This is a genomic window from Alistipes sp. D31t1_170403_E11, from assembly GCF_015553985.1.
Taxonomy (GTDB): Bacteria; Bacteroidota; Bacteroidia; order Bacteroidales; family Rikenellaceae; genus Alistipes; species Alistipes montrealensis.
In genome coordinates this window covers 138,303-160,242 of the sequence record NZ_JADNHQ010000005.1, presented here as the reverse complement: position 1 = coordinate 160,242, position 21,940 = coordinate 138,303, and the positions used below count along the sequence as shown (strand labels likewise).

General features: G+C 59.6%; 19 protein-coding genes. 13 read left to right on the top strand and 6 right to left on the bottom strand.

Features of this window, described 5'->3' with window-relative positions; genetic code table 11:
- Positions 1–29 precede the first annotated feature (29 nt).
- Entirely contained in the window at positions 30–704 is a 675-nt protein-coding gene (locus I2E69_RS12005) for a DUF421 domain-containing protein (RefSeq protein ID WP_195461461.1), read from the bottom strand.
- Positions 705–992: 288 nt separating this feature from the next.
- On the opposite strand from I2E69_RS12005, the gene I2E69_RS12000 reads away from it, so the two are divergent.
- The 6 genes from I2E69_RS12000 to I2E69_RS11975 are packed head-to-tail and all read left to right on the top strand — an operon-like array spanning position 993 to position 10,740.
- A complete protein-coding gene (locus tag I2E69_RS12000; RefSeq protein WP_195461460.1) occupies positions 993–2,165 on the top strand; it encodes a HEAT repeat domain-containing protein in 1,173 nt (390 codons plus the stop codon).
- The gene (locus I2E69_RS11995) at positions 2,162–3,655 is read left to right on the top strand and encodes a glycosyltransferase family 2 protein (protein ID WP_195461459.1); all 1,494 of its coding nucleotides are present in this window, start codon (positions 2,162–2,164) and stop codon (positions 3,653–3,655) included. Before I2E69_RS12000 ends, I2E69_RS11995 begins: the two co-directional genes overlap by 4 nt.
- A gap of 16 nt (positions 3,656–3,671) precedes the next feature.
- Complete coding sequence (locus tag I2E69_RS11990) at positions 3,672–6,533, top strand: tetratricopeptide repeat protein (RefSeq protein WP_229095493.1); 2,862 nt, start codon at positions 3,672–3,674, stop codon at positions 6,531–6,533.
- Positions 6,508–8,667 carry a DUF4838 domain-containing protein gene (locus I2E69_RS11985; RefSeq protein ID WP_195461458.1) on the top strand — a complete coding sequence of 720 codons (2,160 nt, stop codon included), beginning with the start codon at positions 6,508–6,510 and terminating at the stop codon, positions 8,665–8,667. Before I2E69_RS11990 ends, I2E69_RS11985 begins: the two co-directional genes overlap by 26 nt.
- Before the next feature lie 2 nt (positions 8,668–8,669).
- Complete coding sequence (locus tag I2E69_RS11980) at positions 8,670–9,203, top strand: DUF1573 domain-containing protein (protein ID WP_195461457.1); 534 nt, start codon at positions 8,670–8,672, stop codon at positions 9,201–9,203.
- A complete protein-coding gene (locus I2E69_RS11975; protein WP_195461456.1) occupies positions 9,169–10,740 on the top strand; it encodes a CotH kinase family protein in 1,572 nt (523 codons plus the stop codon). Before I2E69_RS11980 ends, I2E69_RS11975 begins: the two co-directional genes overlap by 35 nt.
- Before the next feature lie 10 nt (positions 10,741–10,750).
- Here the strand turns inward: I2E69_RS11975 and I2E69_RS11970 are convergent, their stop codons facing one another.
- Positions 10,751–11,308: an NUDIX hydrolase gene (locus I2E69_RS11970; protein WP_195461455.1), complete on the bottom strand. Its 558-nt coding sequence runs from the start codon at positions 11,306–11,308 to the stop codon at positions 10,751–10,753.
- A 71-nt stretch (positions 11,309–11,379) separates the two neighbouring features.
- On the opposite strand from I2E69_RS11970, the gene I2E69_RS11965 reads away from it, so the two are divergent.
- From I2E69_RS11965 to I2E69_RS11955, 3 genes are all read left to right on the top strand, one after another.
- A complete protein-coding gene (locus I2E69_RS11965) occupies positions 11,380–12,666 on the top strand; it encodes a serine dehydratase subunit alpha family protein (protein WP_195461454.1) in 1,287 nt (428 codons plus the stop codon).
- The gene (locus I2E69_RS11960; protein WP_195461453.1) at positions 12,660–13,937 is read left to right on the top strand and encodes a histidine-type phosphatase; all 1,278 of its coding nucleotides are present in this window, start codon (positions 12,660–12,662) and stop codon (positions 13,935–13,937) included. Before I2E69_RS11965 ends, I2E69_RS11960 begins: the two co-directional genes overlap by 7 nt.
- A 124-nt stretch (positions 13,938–14,061) precedes the next feature.
- Positions 14,062–15,333: a histidine phosphatase family protein gene (locus I2E69_RS11955; protein WP_195461452.1), complete on the top strand. Its 1,272-nt coding sequence runs from the start codon at positions 14,062–14,064 to the stop codon at positions 15,331–15,333.
- Between the two features lie 98 nt (positions 15,334–15,431).
- Here the strand turns inward: I2E69_RS11955 and I2E69_RS11950 are convergent, their stop codons facing one another.
- The 4 genes from I2E69_RS11950 to pepE form a co-directional block, all read right to left on the bottom strand.
- Entirely contained in the window at positions 15,432–16,658 is a 1,227-nt protein-coding gene (locus I2E69_RS11950) for a 3-deoxy-D-manno-octulosonic acid transferase (RefSeq protein WP_195461451.1), read from the bottom strand.
- 113 nt (positions 16,659–16,771) lie between these two features.
- Entirely contained in the window at positions 16,772–17,137 is a 366-nt protein-coding gene (locus tag I2E69_RS11945) for a YraN family protein (RefSeq protein WP_195461450.1), read from the bottom strand.
- Positions 17,137–17,979, bottom strand: a complete 843-nt coding sequence (locus I2E69_RS11940; protein ID WP_195461449.1) for a prephenate dehydrogenase — start codon at positions 17,977–17,979, stop codon at positions 17,137–17,139. The genes I2E69_RS11945 and I2E69_RS11940 overlap by 1 nt, the downstream gene beginning before the upstream one ends.
- 24 nt (positions 17,980–18,003) lie before the next feature.
- A complete protein-coding gene (pepE, locus tag I2E69_RS11935) occupies positions 18,004–18,705 on the bottom strand; it encodes a dipeptidase PepE (protein WP_195461448.1) in 702 nt (233 codons plus the stop codon).
- 178 nt (positions 18,706–18,883) lie between these two features.
- Between pepE and I2E69_RS11930 the strand changes: the two genes are divergently transcribed.
- From I2E69_RS11930 to I2E69_RS11915, 4 genes are read left to right on the top strand one after another with little or no spacing between them, the layout of a single operon-like run.
- A complete protein-coding gene (locus I2E69_RS11930; RefSeq protein WP_195461447.1) occupies positions 18,884–19,120 on the top strand; it encodes an acyl carrier protein in 237 nt (78 codons plus the stop codon).
- 43 nt (positions 19,121–19,163) lie between these two features.
- Positions 19,164–20,411: a beta-ketoacyl-ACP synthase II gene (gene fabF / locus I2E69_RS11925; protein ID WP_195461446.1), complete on the top strand. Its 1,248-nt coding sequence runs from the start codon at positions 19,164–19,166 to the stop codon at positions 20,409–20,411.
- A gap of 34 nt (positions 20,412–20,445) precedes the next feature.
- Positions 20,446–21,204, top strand: coding sequence for a ribonuclease III (rnc, locus tag I2E69_RS11920; RefSeq protein WP_195461483.1), 759 nt, complete (start codon positions 20,446–20,448; stop codon positions 21,202–21,204).
- Positions 21,205–21,239: 35 nt separating this feature from the next.
- On the top strand, positions 21,240–21,875 hold the full coding sequence (locus I2E69_RS11915) for a RadC family protein (protein ID WP_229095491.1): 636 nt from the start codon (positions 21,240–21,242) through the stop codon (positions 21,873–21,875).
- Positions 21,876–21,940: the final 65 nt, after the last annotated feature.

Sequence of the window (21,940 nt, the reverse complement as noted above, 5' to 3'; positions counted from 1 at the left end):
CATTCGTGGGCCGCCCTTTTTTTGCGTCGTCAGTCGGCCGACGGGGCGTTCTGTCCGGATCGGGAGCCCCGCCCGCGTTCCTCCATCGGGGCGATGTAGAACCCCTTGCCGGGCGTCCATTCGACGCAGAACAGTTTTTCCACATCGGGGCAGCCCTCCTCCCGGAGGCGGCGTGTGAGCCAGTGTCGGGTTTTGCCGCAGCGCAGGAGCGAGTCGTCGAGGATTTTGCCGCCGTTGACCAGCAGGTAGGACTCGGGCGGTTCGTTGCGCCGCGAGACGGTGATGCGGCCGTTGGTCTCGAAACGCACGTCGTCCACGTCGAACATCGAAAAAATGCCGTTTTCGCGCAGCAGGGTCCGGAACTGTTCCATTTCGAGGCCGTTGCGGCGGAACTCGCGCAGCACCAACTTGCGGTCGCGGACGAGCATCGCTGTGTCGCCCTTGATCGCTTTGCGGATGCGGCGGAAGCGCATCAGGTAGCGCAGGGCGACGTTCACGGCGGTCCAGACGACGAACGTGAAGACCAACTGCCAGACCGAGGTGTCGGGATTGTAGATGACCCCGCCGACCAGGGCGCCGAGTACGAAGGCGTTGACCGAATCGAGCGGCGTGAGTTGCGCCATTTGGGTTTTGCCCGAGACGCGCAGGAAGAAGATGATTCCCAGCATGCCGACGAGCAGTTTGACGGTGATCGAAAGGTACATAGACGGAGTTTTTGAGGTGGAATTGCAAATTACGGGCAAAAGAATCGCCGTGCCGCAGGCCGCTGCCGGCGATTCTGAATGTCTGTTCGGGCGTTATTGGTTTGTTTTTAGGCGGATATGTTTGGTTTTTGCGGGGTGTTTTCGGGGTGTTGTGTGTTATTATGAATGATGTGGTAAATAAAAAAGTGCACATTGTTGTTCGGTTTTCCCAAAAAATCCCTAACTTTGTGACCTGTACGGGTCTTATCCGCAGTTGTGCGGCGGAAAGGACGATTTGAACGAGAGCCGATGGATGAAGTTTTGTCCGGGTTTGATTACCTGACATATTATTTTTACCTGCTGTACTATAAGTTTATCGGCTATCCGGTCGTGCTGCGCATCTGTATCGCTGTCGTTACGTTGTGCGTGGTTTTCTACCTGTTCCTCGCTCTCTACCTGGCCTATGGCATCTACCGCCGCCAGCGGGAAAAGAATCTTTTCGCCCGCATCTACAAGCGGTTTTACGATCCCCTGAAATCGGTCTTGGCCGACCGCGAGAACCGCACCATCGGCGAGATCGCCGACCTGGTGAATCATGACATCAAAAAGAGCCTCAAGCGCCAGGAGATGCGTTTTTTGGTCCAGGTGCTCATCAAGATCAAGAGCGAGCTGGGCGACAAGGCGATCAACAACTACAACATGCAGAATGTGCAGGGCGTATTCAAGGTAGGCAGTTTCTTCGAGCGCGAAATCCAGTTCGGGCGGCCGCGGCATAAGATTCAGGCCCTGCTGTCGATCCAGTCGGTCAACGGATACGTCTCCGAGGCCGTGCTGGTGCGTTTCCTCTACCACCGCCGCATCGAATTGCGCCACGCTGCGCGTTTCGCCTACATGTGGCTGAGCCAGAGCAACCCGTTCCGCTTCTTCGACGAGGATACCACGATGAAACTCAGCAAGTGGGACATGGCCGAAATCCATATGATCGTGCAGCACCGCCAGAAGATGGGATTCGTGGTTCCGAGTTTCCTCAAGTGGGTTAACAGTTCGGTCGAGGACAATGTGAAGGCTTTCTTCGTGAGCGAGATCAAGCTCTTCGAACAGACCGACAACTGTCCGCCGCTGCTCGACATGCTCAACACGAAAACCTGGACGCTGCGCAACGAGATCATCCGCACGCTCGGCGGCATGCAATACGTCGAGTCCGAGCCGAAGATGGTCGAAATCTACGACGTGCAGCCCGAATACATCAAGCGGAACATCCTCGCCTCCGTGGCCGGTTTGCGGACCGGGCGGGCGCTCGGATTCCTTCACGAAGCCTTTGAGCGTGCCGACGACCAGGGTACGAAACTCTGTGCGCTGACCTGCCTCTACGATTACGGAGAGTCGGGCCGCAGCCTTTTCGGGCAGCTCGAAGCCCTGACGACGGGGTATGCCTCGCAACTTTTCGCCCACGTCAAGAACCCCTTAACGAACCGGGCATGAAAGAGTTTCTTTTCGATTTTTTCAATTATTTCGTATTCTTCTATACGAGTTTCCTGGCGATCAGCTTTATCGTCATGATGTTCCTGTCGTTCATCTCGCTGAAACTCCGCAGGAACTATTACGACGACAACTACGTGCGCAAGGTGCTGAGCGAATCGCCCTATACGCCCGGCGTGTCGGTGATCGCGCCGGCCTACAACGAGGAGAAGACCATCATCGACAACGTCGACTCGATGCTTGGCCTGGACTATCCGCTTTTCGAGGTGATCATCGTGAACGACGGCAGCAAGGATTCGACGCTCGACAAGCTGATCGAGCACTATGAACTGATCGAGGTCCCCTTCGCCTATATCGAGCGCATCAAGACCCAGCCGTTCCGGCGCGTGCTCAAGTCGACGAACCCCGAGTATCACCGGCTGATCGTCGTCGACAAGGAGAACGGCGGTACGAAGGCCGACGCTTCGAATGCGGGCATCAACGCCGCATCGTATCCCTATTTCATCTGTACCGACGTGGACTGCATCCTGCGCCGCGACGCCCTCTACCGCTGCATCTGGCCCGTGCTCTCGTCGTCGAAGCATGTGATTGCCGTGAGCGGCACGATGCGCATGGCCAACGGCTGCCGGATCAAGGACGGGCAGGTGGTCGAGGTCCGGCCGCCCCATACGCCGATTCCGCTGTTCCAGAACCTGGAGTACATGCGTTCCTACCTGGTGGGCAAGATGGGCTGGTCGGCGATCAACGCCATGCCCAACGTCTCGGGCGGCTTCGGGCTTTTCGACCGCCAGGTGGCCATTGCGGCGGGCGGTTACGACCCGATGTCCTTCGCCGAGGACATGGACCTGCTGGCCCGCATGGTGGGCTACATGTGCGACTTCTCGCGTCCCTACAAGGTCGTGCAGGTCCCCGAGACCTGCTGCTGGACGGAGGGACCCCCGAACCTCGTGGTGCTCTACCGCCAGCGTACGCGCTGGGGCCGCGGACTGATGCAGGCGCTGATGATCCACCGCAAGATGATTTTCAACAAGACCTACCGCCAGACGGGCCTCATCACGCTGCCCTACATGGTCATCTTCGAATTCCTGGCCCCGATTATCGAGGCCACGGGATTTCTCGTGTTCCTCTTCCTGGCTATCACCGGGGCCGTCAACTGGAGTACGATGTGGGTGATTTTCCTGGCCATTTACCTTTTCTGTCAGTTCCTTTCGCTGGTCGTCGTCGCCTACGACTATTACCTGGGCACGCTCTACCGGCGGGGCTATGAATACATATGGATCATTGCAGCATCCATCCTCGAGCCGTTTATCTACCATCCGCTGATCACCTTTTTTTCGCTGAAGGGGTATCTCAACCACCTCATGTCCCGCGACTACAAGTGGGGCCAGATGACGCGCAAGGGTTTCAGCCAGCGTGATGAGGCCGTAGCCGTGGACAGGCCGAACGTTCCCCCCCCCTCGGTTGGTGGGACTACTCCTGGTAATGATCATTAAATATCCTGTAAGCAGTATGAAAAATCCGATACGAATTCTCGCAAGGCTCCTGTTTACGGCCGTTCTTCTTTTCTCAGTCCTGGCTCCCCTGCACGTTTCCGCGCGGGACATGACGCCGGAGGAGTATGCCGAGAAGGTGCAGGGCTATTTCGCCGAAGAACAGTGGGAAGAGGGCAAGCGGCTGCTCGACGAAGGTGTGGAGAAGTATTCGTTTGCCTCGAACCTGCAATTCCTGCTGGGAAAATACTGGTTCAATGCGAAGGACTACGACAAGTCGCGCTACTACCTGCTCAAGGCCGTCGATATCAATTACGACAACGTCGAGGCCAAACAACTGCTGGTCGATGTCGAGGACATCACGCAGAACTACTCCAGCGCCATCTGTTTCGTCAACGAACTGCTGGAGGTGAATCCCTACTGGCGGGGGCTGTGGCGGCGTAAGATCGACCTCTACCGCAAGCAGGGCAACCACGTCGAAGCCGACCGCCTGCTGAAGCGCATCAACCAGATCTATCCGCAGGACACCGTATTGCACAAGGACATGGTCTACTCGATGGAACTGAACTACCAGCGCCAGAAACGCGCCGGGGACCGAAAAACAGCCATCCTGACGCTCGAAGAACTGCTGAAAAGCGTTCCCGACAACGAACAGTATTACCTCGACATCATCAACCTGCATTTGCAGGAGGGCGAACAGGAGCAGGCGCTGGCCTGGACCTCGCGCGGACTGGCCGCCCTGCCGGGCAGCGTGACGCTGGTGTATAAAAAGGTGGGCATCCTGAGTGAGATGAACCGCCACCCCGAGGCGCTGGCCTTCATGCGCGACCGCATGCGGGGGCGGACTACGCCCGAATTGCAGCGGCTTTATAACACCTTGGTGCTCGATGCCGCGCGCGCCGAGCGCCAGCGTGACCCGTATGTGCTCTACGGCACGGCTTTCGAACGCGGCGACCACAGCCGCGAAGTGCTCGACTACCTGCTCAACACTTCGATGATGCGCAGTTATAACGACGACGCGCTCTTCTACCTGCGCGAGACGAAACGTTACTACGGCGACGATAAATCGGTGCTTTACAAGGAATACCTGATTTACCGCAACATGGGCGAGGAGCGCCAGGCCTTCAACCGGCTGATGCAGTTGTGCGAACGCTATCCGGGCGATGAGGAGCTGACCGATGCGCTCTGCCGCATGCAGTTGCAGCGTGCCGACCGCCTGATGGAACAGGAACTCTTCACCGAAGCGCTGCCTGCCGCGATGTTCGTCACCCGGCAGCCGACCGACGCGGAGACGCTCCGTGCCGCCTGGGAGAAGGTGTTCTCGTGCCGCATCCGGATGAAGCGTTACGCCGATGCCATGGCTACGCTCGATACCTTGGCGACGCGTTTCCCGGATACGGAAAACCTGATCGGCAAACGGGCCCTCGTGCTCGACCGCATGGGCCGCACGTCCGAGGCGATGTATCTCTACCTGGGCGCTATCGAACGGGCCGATCCCCAGATGCGCGATTTTTATGTGGCGGGTTATGCCGACATCGCTATTCCCTACATCAAGCAGTGCCTGGAGGAGGGAGCCATGGCCCACGCCTTCGCCGAGGCCGACCAACTGCTGACGCTGGACCCGTCTAACGATCAGGCGTTGCGCTACGCCATCAATGCCGCTTCGCAGATGGGACGCGACGACGTTTTCCGCGAATATACCGACCGGGGACTGGCGCGCCATCCCCGCGAACCGTTCTACCTGGCCAAGAAGGCCGCCTCGCTCGATGCCGAAGGGCAGTACGAGGCTTCGATCGAACTGGTCCGGCCCGTGCTGTGGGACTATCCCGGCAACCGCCAGCTGACGGGGGCGCTCTCGCAGAGCAGCGAGTACCGGGCGCTGGACCTGACCCGCCGGGGGCGTGCCGACGAGGCGTTGGCGGTCCTCGATACGGCGCTCTACTACGATGCCAGAAACAAGTCGCTGCTCTATGCCAAGGGCCTCGCCTACGAGAAGAAAAAGGAGTACGGGCTGGCTTATTTCTACCAGCAGAACTACGAGCCTTCGGCTGCCGAGTTCTACTCTTTCAACCGCCACCTCAAGGGGCTGCGTTACGGGATGCTCCAAAACGAAATAGGGCTGGAATACCTGCAGTCGCGCTACGGCGACGATTACGCCATCCAGTCCGTCGCCACGCTCCAGTATACGCGCAAACAGCCGAAGAATACCTATACGGGCCGGGTCAACTATGCGGGCCGCAACGGCGAGCGCGAGGAGGATATCAATGCCAACGCCACGTCATTCGACGGCGGCGGCGTGGGCGTCCAGTTGCAGGGCGAATGGATTCACAAATTCCCGCGCGACTGGCAGACGATGGTGAATTTCGCCTGGGCCGACCAGTATTTCCCCAGGTGGATGGGCAATGCCTCGGTGACCAAGTTCTTCCGCCGCGACTGGGAAGCCGAAGCCCGCGTCGGCTATCGCCGGCTCGAAGGCCGCAACCTCTGGTCCGCAGGTCCGGGTGTCGCGAAGTTCATCGGTCCGGTGTGGCTGAACGGCAAATGCGATTTCTTTGTCATCGACTCGAAATTCTACTACAACGCAATGGCCCAGGTGCGCTATTATCCGGTGGACGACGGACGTTCGTACGTGGTGGGCATGGCGGGCATCGGTTCGGCTCCCGAACTGTCGGTGCTCGACCGGGCGCTGCCGGGAGCCTTCGACCATGCCAATACGATGGTGGGCATGGGCGGACAGTATATGTTTGCGCCCAATATCACGATGGGCCTGCTCGGCACGTGGTATACCTATTATACGGAGAAACGCATGGGATACGATGCGGTCCAGACCCGATACAGAAATATGTACAATATTTATGTCCAGTTGTATATCTCGTTCTAAGCGGATTCCGGCGCTCCTTTGCGCGACCCTGTGCCTGCTTCTTGCCGGGGCGGGCTGCTCCGCTGCGGGCCTGTCGCCCGCCGACTGCGCGGGTTATGCGGTCGCGCCTGCCGACGACGGTTCGCGGGAAGATGTCCGCTGGGCCGATTACCTGCGCGACCACCTGCGCCGGCGCGCTGACGGCGGCAGCCGGACGGTTTCGGACGAAGCCGCAGGCGACCGGAAGCTGTTCGGGCTTACGGTACGCGTCGACTCGCTGCTGAAGGGCGATTTCTGCGTGCAACGCGACCGCCGGGGCATACGCATTACAGCCCGCGACGGGCGGACGATGCTCTGGTTGCAATACCAGTTGATGAAGTCGCTTTCCGGGGAGGATGCGCGCATCGAGGCTGCCGACCTGCCGCCTGCGGCAGTCGGCCTGCGCGATACGGTGGGACGCTTTGCATTCGGCTACCGGGGCCTCTACACCCCTGCGGCGCAGGATGTGGATCTCGCGGGAATCCTCTCGACGGACAACGTCGAAACAGGGTGGGGGCTTTGGGGCCACCAACTGGATCGTGTGCTGGCCGGGGATGCTCCGCAGGAGGTCTTCGCTACGGTCGGCGGCGAGGCCTACGACGGGCAGTTCTGTTTTTCGTCCGACGAGACGTTCCGCCGCATCGAAGCATACGTCGTGGATAACTTCGGCGAGGGCGACTCCATTCCGGAGCGGTTCGTGATCGCTCCGGCCGACGACGATGCCGTCTGTACCTGCAAAGCCTGTTCGGCCGTAGGCAATACGCCGAAGAGCGCGACTCCGGCCGTGATGCAGATGATCGGGCGGCTCGCCGGGCGTTTTCCCCGCCACACGTTCTTCACGCTGGGTTACCTCTCGGTGCAGGAACCTCCCGCCGTGGAGATGCCTGCCAATGCGGGAGTTATCGTCAGCGCCATGGAACTGCCCTTGTCGGCCGATGCGCTGAAATCCGCCCGGGGGAAGAAGTTCGCCGCGCGGCTCGACCGCTGGAAGAACGTCACCGGCAAGGTTTACATCTGGGACTACATCCAGAATTACGACGACTACCTGACGCCGTTTCCCGTGTTGGAACGAATGGGCGAGCGGCTGCGCTTCTACCGTGACAAGGGAGTGGAAGGAGTTTTTCTCAACGGCAGCGGCTACGACTACGTGCCTTTTGACGACATGCGGACCTATGTGCTGGCGTCGTTGATGCGCGATCCCGCCCAGCCCGTCGAGGGGCTGATACGACGTTATTTTGCGGCGAATTATCCGAAGTCGGGCGATTTGCTGGCCGATTTCTGTGTGCAGGCCGAACGGCGGGCCGCAGCTTCCGGAACGGGGCTGAACCTTTACGGCAGTATCCGCGATGCAGAGGCCTCGTGGCTCGACGCCGGGGAGTTCGTCGCCTTCTACGACGCATTGGGGCGCGTACTGCCCACGGCGAAGGATGCCGAACGCCGGCACCTGCATGAACTGCTGACGGCCCTGAGCTATACGCGGCTCGAAGTGGCCCGCCGCCATGCCGCCGGTCCGTTCGGATTTGCGGAGCGGACGGGCGACCGGCTCCGGGTGAAGCCGCAGGCCGAAAAATGGCTCGCAGCATTGGAGGAGTCCGCCTCCTTCGCCGCGATGAAACACATCAGCGAATCGGGGCTTCCCGTCGGGGAGTACCTCGACGCATGGCGCAGCCGCATTGCCCGGGCCGAAACGGTTTCGGACCTGTTGCTGGGCGCCGGGCTGAAAGCCGTGTCGAAGCCCGATGAACGCTATGCTGACCTCGGGGTGCTGACCGACGGCGTGCGCGGACTTTCCGCCGGATACCACTACGGCTGGCACATCAGTTCGGCCGACCTGGAGGTCGGAATCCCTGCCGGGGCGGCTTCCCGGGCGCACCGGTTCGAAATGTCGTTCCTCGACCTGCCCCGCCACCGCCTCCGTGCGCCGCAGAGCGTAGCGATTTACAAGGACGGCGTGTTGTACAAAACGTTCGAACCGGCGTCCGATGCCGAAGGACGAATTTTTACGGTTTCCGGTCCCGTGGACCTTTCGGGAGCGGAACGGATTACGGTCAAAGCGCTGCGTCCCGAAGGCGGCCGCGTGCAGCTTGCCGCCGATGAAATTTACTTAATTCCGTAGTTATGCGAAAAAGCGGATTGACATACGCCGTGCTGCTCGTTGCAGCCGTGTTATTTTCCTCCTGCAGCAAGCGCGTGCGGCCGACCTCCGTCGAGGCCAAGGACCCCGTACGGCACTATTTCCCGATTTTGCAGGGGCAGACGCTCGACCTGGTATTCCCGGTGACCAATACGGGCGACAACCCGCTGGTGATCCACGAGATACAGACTTCGTGCGGATGTATCATCGCCGACCGCAAGTCGCGCATCATCGTACCCCCGGGACGTACGCAGCACATCCGCCTGACGTACAATAGCAACAAGAACGTCGGCGCGGTCGACCACACCGTCTGGGTTTACGGCAACATCCTCCCGGCGGGGGTGCTGAAACTCCGCTTCGATGTCAATGTCGTGCCCGATGCGGCCTATACACGCGATTACGAGGAACTCTTCCGCGAATACAACCTCCGGAACGGCATCGTGAAGGAGCTGGTCGACGGTAAAGAGTCGGAAAAAGGTTATTATGTCGATGGAAGTTATGAAGATGCACGTCAATAGGATATTCCGGATTTTAGCGGCCTTGCTGCCGCTGTTCGCCGCCGGCTGTTCGGACTCGGACGAGGGTCCCGGCAAGCCGCTCGAAATCACGCTCGCATCGCAGACGCTCGAATTGGAGCGCAGCGAGACGGGCTGTTTGCGCTTTTCGCTCTCGCCCTGGAAATCGGCGTGGACTCTCTCCCGCGCTGAACTCACGGCTGCGCCCGGCGGATCGTTCTCGTCGGGGTGTACGGTGACGGGCTGGAGCGGCCCGGTAAACGGCGTGTTCTCGATTTATATCACCGATCCGGCTGCGGGGCGGGCCTACGACGAGCAGGTTTGCCTCTCGGTGGAGGTCGGGGGACAGCGGATGACCTCCGAGCCGTTTACGCTCAGGAGTTCGGCAGCGTCGGCTGCGGGCCTGCCCGTGGTCTACGTTACGGCGTCGTCCCCGGTCGTGGATACCGATACGTGGGTCGCCGGGACGATCCGCATCGAAGGCAACGGCGGTTTCGACGACCTGCCGACGATGGCAACCGAAGTCAAGGGGCGCGGCAACTCGACGTGGAAATGGGAGAAGAAGCCCTATGCGCTGAAACTCTCGAAGAAGACCGGGATACTGGGTATGCCGAAGCACAAACGCTGGTGTCTGATCGCCAACTATATGGACCGGACGCTGATGCGCAACCGCATCGCCCATTACGTGGCTTCGCACACTTCGCTGCAATGGACGCCCCGCACGCGCTATGCGGAGGTCTGGTTCAACGGCGAATACCTGGGCAACTACCTCGTCGTCGAGCAGATCAAGATCGATGAAAACCGCCTCGACATCGACGAACTGACCACCGACGACAACGCGGGCGACGCCCTGACGGGCGGCTACCTGCTCGAAATGGACACCTACTTCGACGAAATGAATAAATTCCGGTCGTCGTATTCCGACATGCCGGTCAACATCAAGTCGCCCGATGAGTCGATTACCGGGGCGCAGTTCCAGTATATCCGGAACTATTTCAACGAAGCGGACAACCTGCTCTTCGACAAGGATTACCGCGATCCGGCGGCGATGTTCGACATCACCTCGTTCGTCGATTACTGGATCGTCAACGAACTGATGGGCAACCAGGAGATCAAGCATCCCAAGAGTTTCTATATCCACAAGCCCCGCGGGGGTAAACTGACGGCGGGTCCCGTCTGGGATTTCGACTACGGCACGCTGACGCTGGCCGACGCCGAGCGGTGGATGGTCAGGGAGACTAGCATGTGGTATTCGCGGCTGTTCCTGAGCCGTGCGGTCCGCAAGCAGGCGCGCGAACGCTGGGAAGCGCTCTACCCGTTCTTAGCGACCGTGCCCGACTACATTGAGGCGCAGCGCGACTATATCTCTGATTCAGCCCGGCGCAACCAGGACCGCTGGCCCGAGATCGACATCTCCGGCGAGGAGGTTCTGATGCCCAACGGCGATGAACTGCTCGCGTTCGACGAGGCCATTGACCGCCTGAAGGCCAGCTATTCGATGCGCCTGGCCTGGCTCGATGCCCAGATACGGAGTTGGTAGCGCGGGCTTTCTATTCGTTGTTTTCCGAGAAATAACGCCACAGCGGTGCGGCCATCAGGGCCTGCCGGATGCGGTCGGTGCGGAGCAGTTCGAACACCTCTTCGCGCGTCATCAGGTGCACGCGCAGGTCTTCCGTCGGGTCGAGGTGTTGTTCACCGAGCTTTTCGACGCCTGTTGCAAGGAAGCAGTAGGTGAGGTTGGTGTGTGTGGCCGGGTTGGGCGAAAGCGTCGTCAGCAGACGCCACTCGCCGCCGCCGTAACCCGTCTCCTCGGCCAGTTCGCGCTGCGCTGCGGCAACCATCGACTCGTCGGACGGTTCCGTCACGCCGGCGGGAATCTCGTACGACGTTTCACCCAGTGCGTGGCGGTACTGGTCGACCAGGACGAACTGCCCGTCGCGGGTGATGGCGATCACGTTGATCCAGTCGGGGTATTCGAGCACGTAGTAGTCCGGAACACGGCGCCCGTCGGGTAGTTCGAGGCTTTCGTGGCGTACCGTGAACCACGGTTTGCGGGCCAGGTATTCGCTCGTGAGGACTTTCCACTTGCGGTTTTTGGGGTTTTCCATGGCGGGAGTCTGTTTTGATGCTGCAAAAATAGCGAAAAAATTTATATCTTTGCCTCTCAACCTGGAACCGCATGATATCCCAAACGGAACGCAAACGAATCATTGACCTTATCAACCGGGAGGTGGTCCCTGCTATCGGATGTACCGAGCCGATAGCCGTGGCCCTCTGTACGGCGCGTGCGGCGGAGACGCTGGGCGCGGAGCCCGGGAAAATCACGGTGCGCCTGAGCGCCAACATCCTCAAGAATGCCATGGGCGTCGGAATCCCCGGTACGGGGATGATCGGCCTGCCGATCGCCGTAGCCCTCGGGGCGCTGGTCGGGCGTTCGGAGTACCTGTTGGAGGTGCTGCGCGACGTGACGCCGGAGGCTGTTGAGCGCGGCCGCCGCATGATCGACGAGCGGCGGATCGCAATCTGCCTGAAAGAAGACATCGACGACAAGCTCTATATCGAAGTGGAGGCGGAAGCTGCCGGCCGCAAGGCCGTGGCCGTCATCGCGGGAGGACATACTTCGTTTGTCTTCGTCAGCCGCGACGGCGAAGTGCTGCTCGACAAGCGTACTCCCGCAGCCGGCGACTGCCAGGAGGGCGACGTGCCCCTGACCCTCGGCCGCGTGTGGGACTTCGCTACGACTTCACCCCTGGACGAACTGCGTTTCATTCTCGAAACCCGCCGCCTGAACAAGGCTGCCGCCGAACGCTCCTTTGCCGGTGAGTTCGGTCATTGCGTGGGCCGCACGCTGTGCTGCGACCGCGAACGGCAGGTGATGGGCGACAGCATCTTCACCCGGATACTTTCCTACACTTCGGCCGCCTGCGACGCCCGCATGGCCGGGGCGATGATCCCTGTGATGAGCAATTCGGGAAGCGGCAACCAGGGTATCGCCGCGACGCTGCCCGTGGTGGTCTATGCCGACGAAACACACGCTTCGGAGGAGCAGACGATCCGGGCGCTCGCTCTGAGCCACCTTACGGTCATCTACATCAAGCAGAGCCTCGGCCGCCTTTCGGCGCTGTGCGGCTGTGTGGTTGCGGCGACGGGATCGAGCTGCGGTATTACCTACCTGATGGGCGGCGGCTACGACCAGGCTGCTGCTGCGGTGAAGAACATGATAGCCAACCTGACTGGCATGATCTGCGACGGGGCGAAGCCCAGTTGTGCGATGAAACTTACGAGCGGCGTTTCGACGGCCGTCCTGTCGGCGATGATGGCCATGGACGGCCATTGCGTCAGCCCTGTCGAGGGCATTATCGAGGAGAATGTCGACAAATGTATCCGCAACCTCACGTCCATAGGCCGCGACGGTATGAATGAAACCGACCGACTCGTACTCCGAATAATGACCAACAAATGCTGACTATGAGATACTTTACACTGAAAACCCGCCTGCTGGCGCTCCTGCTGCTGGCCGCGACCTGCGCCGTTGCGCAGCCCACCCCTGCCGAACTTGCGGCTCGTCCCGAGCGTTCCGCGAGTATTTACCACTCCTACGAGTTTTTGCCCGGTCCGGCCGCTCCGGTTCCCGCCGGTTACAAACCGTTTTACATCAGCCATTACGGCCGTCACGGCAGCCGTTACCATTCCACCGAGGCCGCGTATGCCGAGCCGCTCGCCGCGTTGCGCAAAGCCGCCGAGGCCGGTAAGCTGACCCCTAAGGGCCGCGAGGTACTGGCCAAAGTCGAGGCGTTGGCCGCGGATGCCGAAAAACGTTACGGCGACCTTTCGCCCCGCGGCGTGCAGGAACACCGGGGTATCGCCGAGCGTATGTATGCGGCTTATCCCGAAGTTTTCTCGACGGCCAAAGGCCGCGTGTGCCGCATCGAGAGCCGCTCGACGCAGGTTCCGCGCTGTATCCTGAGCATGGCGGCATTCAACGAGCGCCTCAAGGAACTGAATCCGGCGATCAGCGCTACGCGTGACGCGAGTGCCCGCGATATGGGTTATCTGGCCAACGGTCCTTCGCTCAAGGCGAGCCGCAAGGCGGCCGGAGAGGTCGCCGACAGCCTTACCCGGATGCGGGTGAATCCCGACAGGCTGATGAAATCGCTCGTTACCGATCCTTCGTGCATCGACGAGCCGCTCGAACTGATGAACGAGCTCTTCATGCTGGCCTCTATTACGCAGGATGTCAGCCATCTGGGCATCGATCCGTTCTATGAAATCTTTACCGAGGAGGAACTCTATAAGCTCTGGGAGTGCGAGAATGCCCGCCGCTACCTGATCATGGGCCCGTCGGCACGCTTCGGCGATCCGATCGTTGCTGACGCCGGACCGTTGCTGCGCAACATCGTTGAGACGGCCGACAAGGTTGTCGAGGGGAAATCCGACCTTTCGGCCTCGCTGCGTTTCGGGCACGATACCTATGTGGTTCCCTTGCTGGCCCTGCTGCGTGCCGAAGGGACCGCAAACCGGGTGGAGTTGCTCGACGACATTGCCGCGGCGTGGAATGCCCAGACGGTGACGCCGATGGGAACCAATGTTCAGTTCATCTTCTTCCGCAACGCCAAAACGGGCGACGTGCGTGTTCGTGTGATGCACAACGAGCGCGACGCCAACCTGCCTGTTGCCGGAGGCCCTTATTATCCGTGGAAGGAACTGAAAAAATACTGCGAATCCCGCTACCGATAATCCGGCGGATTCAGGATTGAAAATGTGCATCGGGGCAGGCATTGGCCTGGCCGGTGCGCATTTTTTCGATAAACCACGCCTGCGGTACGCGGCCGCCCGTGTCCCGGCAACTACCGTATTCCATATGACGAACCGCTTTACCTTGAAAGTCCGCTTGCTGGCGCTCCTGCTGCTGACTGCCGCCTGTGCCGCCGCGCAGACCACGCCTGCCGAAATCGCTGAAAATCCCGAACGTGCGGCCGGCATTTACCACTCCTACGAGTACCTGCCCGGTCCGGCCGCTCCGGTCCCGGCCGGTTATACGCCTTTCTATATCAGCCATTACAGCCGTCACGGGAGCCGCTACCACGCTTCTGCATCGACCTATACCGAACCCCTCGAAATACTTCGCAAAGCCGCCGGTGAAGGTATTCTGACCCCGAAGGGCCGCGAAGTGCTGGCCAAAGCCGAATCGCTGGCCGCAGGCGCCGAGGGCCGTTACGGCGACCTTTCGCCCCGCGGCGTCGCGGAACACCGTGCCATTGCCGGACGCATGTATGCCGCTTATCCTGCGGTGTTCTCGACCCGGAAGGGCCGTGTGTGCCGCATCGAGAGCCGTTCGACGCAGGTTCCGCGCTGCATGCTGAGCATGGCGGCTTTCAACGAACGCCTCAAGGAACTGAACCCGGCGATTCGGATTACCCGCGACGCAAGCGTCCGCGATTTCGGTTACATGGCTTACGGGCCTTCGATGTCGGCCTCCAGCGCTGCGGCCCTGAAGGTGGCCGACAGTCTTTTCGGGGCGCGCATGAATCCCGGGCGGGTGATGAAATCGCTCTTTACCGATCCCGCAGGCATCGGCGATCCGGTGAAACTGATGCGGCAGCTATATATCCTCACTTCGGTCATCCAGGATGCCGATCATCTGGGGATAGAGCCTTTCTACGACATCTTTACCGACCGGGATCTCTACGACCTGTGGGCGTGTGAGAATGTCCGCCGTTACCTCCAGATGGGGCCTTCGGCGCGCTTCGGCGACCCGATTGTCGCCGATGCCAAATCGTTGCTGCGCAATATTGTCGAAACGGCCCGGGAGGTCGTCGAGGGGCGGTCCGACCTCGCGGCGTCACTTCGTTTCGGCCACGATGTTTTTGTCATTCCGCTGGTGGCTTTGCTGGGCGTCGAAGGTGCTTCGGCCCGGGTGGAGTCGCTCGATGACGTTGCTTCGGCGTGGAGCGTCGAGAAGGTTTCCCCGATGGCTGCCAACGTCCAGTTCGTCTTTTTCCGCAACGCCAAAACGGGCGACGTGCGTGTCCGTGTGCTGCTCAACGAGCGCGACGCGCGCCTGCCTGTTGCCGGAGGTCCGTACTATCCGTGGAAGGACCTGGAGCAATACTGCGAATCGCTGTACGAATAACAGGGCGGGGACTATCCTTCGTTCCCTAATCTGCCGGTTGTTCGATAACGAAAAAATCCCCTCGGAAGAGGGGATTTTTCAGAATATGGTTTTCGGGTTTAGTGAAAGATCGTCTTGACGATGATTCCCGTGGCTCCCTGATGGCGGGTGGTGTAGTCCTTGGCGATGCGGCTGGTTTTCAGGAGGAACTCCTCGTTGTCGCGCAGGGGAACGAACCATGCGCGCAGTTGTTCGTAGTCGGCCACCGAACGGGCTGCGCCGAGCGTTACCAGGTCGCGGGCCTCCTTGAATTTCTGGTAGTTGGGGCCGAAGGCCACCGGAAGCCCGAACGTTGCCGCTTCGAGCGTGTTGTGGATGCCGACGCCGAATCCGCCGCCGATGTAGCTCCACGTCGCATAACCGTAGACCGAGGCGAGAATGCCGACCGTGTCGAGGATCAGCAGTTGCCGCGAACCGTATGTCGTGCGGGGGGTGCATTGCGTATAACGAAGTGCACCGCCCTTGGTTTCGTTCATCAGCCGTGCGATGCGGGATTCGTCCATTTCGTGGGGTGCGACGACGAATTTTACGTCGGGGTTGTCGTTGATCAGCCGGATCAGCAGGTCTTCGTCGGGTCCCCAGGTCGAACCGGCGACGAACAGGCGGCTGTCGCCCTTGAAACGGTCGATAATGTCGATGTGCTTGGCCGCACGGGCGATTTCCGCCACGCGGTCGAAACGCGTATCTCCGGCTACCAGCACGTTGTCGAAGCCCAGTGTCGCCAACAGTTTCTTCGACTCCTCGTTCTGCACGAACATCACGTCGAACGACTCCAGCGCCTGCCGCCACATGCCGCCGTAGGGGCGGAAGAAGACCGAGTTGCGGCGGAAGATAGCCGACACGACGTAGGTGCGGATTTTCCGGCGCCGCAGTTCGCGGAGCAGGTTGAGCCAGTATTCGTATTTGACGAAGATCGCGATTTCGGGATGCGCGGCGTCGAGGAAACGACGGGCGTTGCGCGGCGTGTCGATCGGAAGGTAGAAGATGTAGTCGACGCCCTTGTAATCCTTGCGGATCTCGTAGCCCGAAGGCGAGAAGAAGGTCAGGAGGATTTTGTATTCGGGGTGCGTCTTGCGGAGCTGTTCGATGATGGGACGGCCCTGTTCGAACTCCCCGAGCGATGCGACGTGTATCCAGATGATCCTGTCCGAGGGATCGATAGCCTCGCGCATGCGGCGGAAGAGGTCTTTGCGGCCTTCGATCCAGAGGCGGGCCTTCGGATGGCGCGGAGCCACGAGACGGATGGCCCAAACGTAAAGAATCAGACCGAAATTATAGAACCACATCGGTATTTAACGGTGTTGAGTTTTTCAGTTTTAACGCCTGCGCCCGCTAACCCAGCGTCAGGCAGTTCTTTTTCAGTCCGGCAAAGATAGTACAATTTGTCGGAACTGCAAAATTACCAGTTGTATTCCAGCGCATTTTCAATCAACTCCACGCGTACGCTCCCGTCGGGAGCGGCTTCGGCGGCCGCCAGGTCGAACTGCACTTCGCCTTCCCAGCCCACTGCGCGCAGGTAGCAGGCCGCAGCCCGGGACAAGGCCCGGAACTTGCGCTGTGTGGCTGCCGCTTCGGGCGGCGTGAGCGATCCGGTGCTCCGGGTCTTGACCTCCACGAAGTGCAGTACCTCCTCCCTGCGGGCTACGATGTCCAGCTCGTAACGGCCCTGACGCCAGTTGAGGGCGCAGATTTCATACCCTGCACGGCGGAGGTATTCCGCCGCGGCGCGCTCGCCGGCCCGGCCCGTTTCGGCTGCCGCGGTCATCAGTGGATGATGCGTTGGATGGTGTTGGCGCGCTCCATAGCGTTTTTCAGCCCCTCGGCGTCGTCGCGTTCGAGCATCCGGCGCATGATCTGCAACTGGTGGATGTGCTCGCGCAGTACGTCCAGCACGTTGTATTTGTTGCGCAGCAGGATCGGAACCCATGTCGCCGCCGAACTCTTGGCCAGGCGCACCGTGCTTTCGAAACCGCCGCCCGCCAGGTCGAAGATGTGGCGTTCCTCGCGCTCCTTTTCGAGCACCGTAAGCGCCAGTGCGAACGAGGTGACGTGGGAGATGTGCGAGACGTAAGCGGCATGCAGGTCGTGTTCCTCGGGGTCCATGTAGACGGCCGGACTGCCCAGCGTGCGGAAGATGCCTTCGACCGTTGCCAGGGCGTCCTTGTCGCTGCGCACCGTATCGCACAGCACGACGCTGCGGCCCGTGAACGCGCCCCGCTGGGCGGCCTTCGGTCCGCTGTATTCGGTTCCCCACATGGGGTGTGCGGCGACGAAGCGTCCGCGGTGTGCATGCATCGAGACCACCTCGCACAACTCGCCCTTGATCGAACCCATGTCCATCACGACCTGGTTGTCTTTCACGCGGTTCAGCGCCTTGACGGCCATCAGCGGAATGGTGTCGACAGGGGTTGCCAGCACTACGAGGTCGGCTTCGGCTATGCCCTCTTCGAACGTCACGATCCGGTCCGCAAGGCCCAGTTGCAACGCTTCGGTGGCGTGTTCTTCAGAGCCTTCGACCCCGAGTATCTCCTCCGCGATGCCGTGGTCGCGCAGGGCTAAAGCGAATGAGCCTCCGATGAGGCCCAGACCCGCAATCAATACTTTCATACCTATTTATATAATAAAAAAGCGTTACAACAGAAACGACAGGTCGCCGCCCGGTTCGACCTCGAACGTTTCGACACCTTTGCGGAACATCCGCATCGGACGCCGGCCGATCAGCTCCAGTTTCCCGTTTTCGCAGCGCAGCATGCACCCCTCGCGCAGGCCGGCCACCCAACGGCGCGGATTGGCCTCGATATATTCGAGAATGCGCTGCTCGCGGGTCTCCCCGGCGTGTCCCTCGGGGTTGGCGTCGAGGTAGTGGGGATTGATCTGGAATTTGACCGCTCCGATGGCCTTGAATGATTCGGGTTCCACGATGGGCATGTCATTTGTTGTGCAGATCGTCGGGCAGCAGACGTTGCTGCCTGCCGACCATCCTACGTAGGGCGTTCCGGCCTTGATTTTGCGCAGGATAGCCGTCATCAGCCCTTGCTGCTGCATCTTTTTGGCCAGCGCGAACGTATTGCCGCCTCCGACGCAGATCGCCTCCGCCCCGCGGATCAGGGCGGCAGGGTCTTTGGCCCGGTGTACCGAACGCACGCGGATGCCCAGTTCTGCGAAACGCGCCTGTACCTTCTTCTCGTAGTCGGCATAGGAAAACGTGACGGCGGCATAGGGAACAAAGACGATTTCCCGCACCCCGCCGAGGAAATTCCCTATCTCAGGCAGCGGATAACGCAGGTATTCCTCGCCGGCATTGGTAGAATTCGAGATCAGAAGCAATTTCATAAGGCTATGGTTTTGAATGTATTAATTTAAATTTTGTGCTAAATGTCGAAAAAGTTGTGAATAAAAAATCACGCCGTTTTGTCAAAAGTAATAAAAAAAGTGTTACTTTTGCGCAAAATTGCTCTGGAAATGTAAAAGAACTATTTCCAAATAATTGTTTAACTAAAAAATTAAAATTATGTCAGAAGTTCAATCAAAAGTTGTCGAGATCATCGTCGACAAGCTGGGTGTTAAGGAGTCGGAGGTAGTCCCCGAAGCAAGCTTCACCAACCACCTGGGCGCAGACTCGCTCGACACTGTAGAGCTGATCATGGAGTTCGAGAAGGCTTTCGATATCCAGATCCCGGATGAGGACGCTGAGAAGATCGCTACCGTCGGCGACGCGATCACCTACATCGAGGAACACAAGAAATAATTTTCTTTTAACAACGTTTCACGGCTAATAAAGCCTTAAATTTATGACAGGAAGAAGAGTAGTTGTTACGGGCATCGGTACGATTAACCCGCTCGGTAATAATATAGAGGAGTATTTTTCGAATCTGGAGAAGGGAGTCAGCGGAGCCGCACCCATTACTCATTTCGATGCCGAAAAATTTAAGACCAAGTTCGCTTGTGAAGTAAAAAATTACGACCCGAACCAGTATTTCGACCGTAAGGAGGTTCGAAAATACGACCTTTTCACGCAGTACGCTCTGATCGCGGCCACACAGGCCGTGGAAGATTCGGCTCTCGATCTCGAGACGATCGACAAGGAGCAGGTAGGCGTTATCTGGAGTTCGGGCATCGGAGGAATCAAATCTTTCTTCGATGAATGTCTGGGCTGGGCCGCAGGGGATGGAACCCCGCGGTTTAGCCCGTTTTTTATTCCCCGCATGATTTCCGACATTGCAGCAGGTTTCATCTCCATCAAGTATGGCTTCATGGGACCGAACTACTGCACCGTGTCGGCCTGCGCTTCGTCGAACCACGGCATCACCGCCGCCATGGAGGCCATCCGCTACGGCAAGGCCGACGTTATGGTTACGGGCGGTTCGGAGGCTGCGGTCAACGAACCTTCGGTCGGCGGATTCAACTCCATGCAGGCGCTTTCGACGCGCAACGACGATCCCCAGCACGCTTCGCGTCCTTTCGATAAGGACCGCGATGGCTTCGTGATGGGCGAGGGCGCCGGAGCGCTGATTCTGGAGGAGTACGAGCATGCCAAGGCTCGCGGTGCGAAAATCTATTGCGAGGTTATCGGCGGCGGCGCTTCGGCCGACGCTTACCACTTCACGGCTCCCCACCCCGAGGGCAAGGGCGCTATGAAGGCGATGCGCGACGCCATCAAGGACGCGGGCATCAAACCCGAGGATATCGATTATGTGAATGTGCACGGAACTTCGACCCCTGCGGGCGATGGTCCTGAGCTGAAGGCTGTTGCCGGCGTTTTGGGCGACCATGTTTACAATGTCAATATCTCTGCTACCAAGTCGATGACGGGACACCTGCTGGGTGCTGCCGGTGCTGTCGAAGCCCTGGCGTGCATCTTCGCGATGACGCACGGCGTAGTGCCCCCCACGATCAACTGCGAGAACCTCGACCCCGAGATCGACACGAAACTGAACCTGACGCTCAATGTAGCGCAGAAGCGCGACGTGAAGTGCGCGCTGAGCAATACGTTCGGATTCGGCGGTCACAACTCGACGGTTATTTTCCGCAAACTCTAACACCTGTAACGTCCGCGCCGTGATTGACTTTTTGCTGCGTCCTTTCCGACGGAATTTCGGGCGAGACCGGGAGTATTACAAAATTGTCGATGATTTGTTCGGGTTCATTCCGCACAACATCGAACTTTACAAGCTGGCTTTGATACACAAGTCAGCTTCTTTAGTTTTGGAGGACGGCCGTGCGATCAACAACGAACGCCTGGAATATTTGGGCGACGCTGTGATCGAGGCCGTGACTTCGGACTACCTCTTTATCGAATACCCCGACCGGGACGAGGGTTTTATGACCCAGTTGCGGTCGAAAATCGTATCGCGGCAGTCGCTCAATGCGCTGGCCGTGAAGCTGGGACTGGATGCCCATGTGATTTCGAACGGCGGTACGGGCATTGCCCAGAAGCATATCTACGGCGACGCCTTCGAGGCGATGATGGGAGCTGTTTACCTCGACCAGGGCTATGAATTCGTCAACCGGCTGCTGATCAACAATATCTATTTCCGGCATCTGGACCTGGAAGAGTTGACCGAGTCGGAGAACGATTTCAAGAGCCGCCTGATCGAATGGAGCCAGAAGAACCGCCATCGGATCGAATTCCGTACGGAGCACGACAAGGAGTATGCCTCGAACCACCCGGTTTTCTACTGCACGGTGCTGGTCGACGGCATGGAGGTGGGCCACGGCGCCGGGGATTCGAAGAAAGAGGCCGAACAACGTGCGGCATTCTCCGTGTCGCAGTATATGAGCGACGAACAGTGCGCCACGCTGCTGGATAAAGTCGATAAACTCGCACAATAGCTTGTCCGGGGCAGTCCGGGCAGAATGTCTTGCCGATGAATAATATCACCGATAAAATGGCGGCCCGGGGCGTGGAAGCCCTGAGCGACCGTGAACTGTTGACCCTGCTCACCGAGGACGACCAATTGGCCGAGGTGGTGCTTTCGGCCTACGACGGTTCGCTGGCGCGTATCGGCGACCAGCCCGAAGCCCGCCTGCGCATGGTCGGAGGATTGGGGCTGAAACGCGCACGGATGCTGCTGGCTGCGGCTGAATTCGGGCGGCGGGCTGCCGCTGCCGGGGTTTCAGGGGCCGACTTCATCAATACGGGCGACGATGTCGTGCGGCTGTTCCGGCCGCAGTTGGAACGCCTTTCCTACGAAGAGTGCTGGGTAGTTTACCTTACGTCGTCGAACCGTGTCATCGAGCGCCTCCGCATCAGCCAGGGCGGGGTGACGGGTACGGTGGTCGATCACCGGCTGATCGTTAAGCGGGCGTTGGAACTGCTCGCTACGCAGCTTATTCTCGTGCACAACCATCCTTCGGGTACTCCCGAGGCGAGCGGGCAGGACAAGGCCCTGACCGAACGGGTTGCGCGCGCCGCAGCCTTGTTCGACATCCGGCTGCTGGACCACATCATTATCGCCCGCGATGGGGATTTTTCGTTCCTGCGCGAAGGACTGATGGGGTAGAGCGGTGCGGATAAAAAGAGAAACGGACGGTTCCCGGGAAGGGAACCGTCCGTTTCTTTGGAGTG

Bases quoted from the DNA above. Each gene is read 5' to 3' on its own strand.
- I2E69_RS11940 (WP_195461449.1), bottom strand. From the start codon at position 17,979: ATGAAAGTATTGATTGCGGGTCTGGGCCTCATCGGAGGCTCATTCGCT.
- I2E69_RS11945 (WP_195461450.1), bottom strand. From the start codon at position 17,137: ATGACCGCGGCAGCCGAAACGGGCCGGGCCGGCGAGCGCGCCGCGGCG.
- I2E69_RS11995 (WP_195461459.1), top strand. From the start codon at position 2,162: ATGAAAGAGTTTCTTTTCGATTTTTTCAATTATTTCGTATTCTTCTAT.
- I2E69_RS12005 (WP_195461461.1), bottom strand. From the start codon at position 704: ATGTACCTTTCGATCACCGTCAAACTGCTCGTCGGCATGCTGGGAATC.
- I2E69_RS11985 (WP_195461458.1), top strand. From the start codon at position 6,508: ATGTCCAGTTGTATATCTCGTTCTAAGCGGATTCCGGCGCTCCTTTGC.
- I2E69_RS11980 (WP_195461457.1), top strand. From the start codon at position 8,670: ATGCGAAAAAGCGGATTGACATACGCCGTGCTGCTCGTTGCAGCCGTG.
- I2E69_RS11950 (WP_195461451.1), bottom strand. From the start codon at position 16,658: ATGTGGTTCTATAATTTCGGTCTGATTCTTTACGTTTGGGCCATCCGT.
- I2E69_RS11970 (WP_195461455.1), bottom strand. From the start codon at position 11,308: ATGGAAAACCCCAAAAACCGCAAGTGGAAAGTCCTCACGAGCGAATAC.
- I2E69_RS12000 (WP_195461460.1), top strand. From the start codon at position 993: ATGGATGAAGTTTTGTCCGGGTTTGATTACCTGACATATTATTTTTAC.
- I2E69_RS11955 (WP_195461452.1), top strand. From the start codon at position 14,062: ATGACGAACCGCTTTACCTTGAAAGTCCGCTTGCTGGCGCTCCTGCTG.
- I2E69_RS11990 (WP_229095493.1), top strand. From the start codon at position 3,672: ATGAAAAATCCGATACGAATTCTCGCAAGGCTCCTGTTTACGGCCGTT.
- I2E69_RS11965 (WP_195461454.1), top strand. From the start codon at position 11,380: ATGATATCCCAAACGGAACGCAAACGAATCATTGACCTTATCAACCGG.
- pepE (WP_195461448.1), bottom strand. From the start codon at position 18,705: ATGAAATTGCTTCTGATCTCGAATTCTACCAATGCCGGCGAGGAATAC.
- I2E69_RS11960 (WP_195461453.1), top strand. From the start codon at position 12,660: ATGCTGACTATGAGATACTTTACACTGAAAACCCGCCTGCTGGCGCTC.
- I2E69_RS11930 (WP_195461447.1), top strand. From the start codon at position 18,884: ATGTCAGAAGTTCAATCAAAAGTTGTCGAGATCATCGTCGACAAGCTG.
- fabF (WP_195461446.1), top strand. From the start codon at position 19,164: ATGACAGGAAGAAGAGTAGTTGTTACGGGCATCGGTACGATTAACCCG.
- I2E69_RS11915 (WP_229095491.1), top strand. From the start codon at position 21,240: ATGAATAATATCACCGATAAAATGGCGGCCCGGGGCGTGGAAGCCCTG.
- I2E69_RS11975 (WP_195461456.1), top strand. From the start codon at position 9,169: ATGTCGATGGAAGTTATGAAGATGCACGTCAATAGGATATTCCGGATT.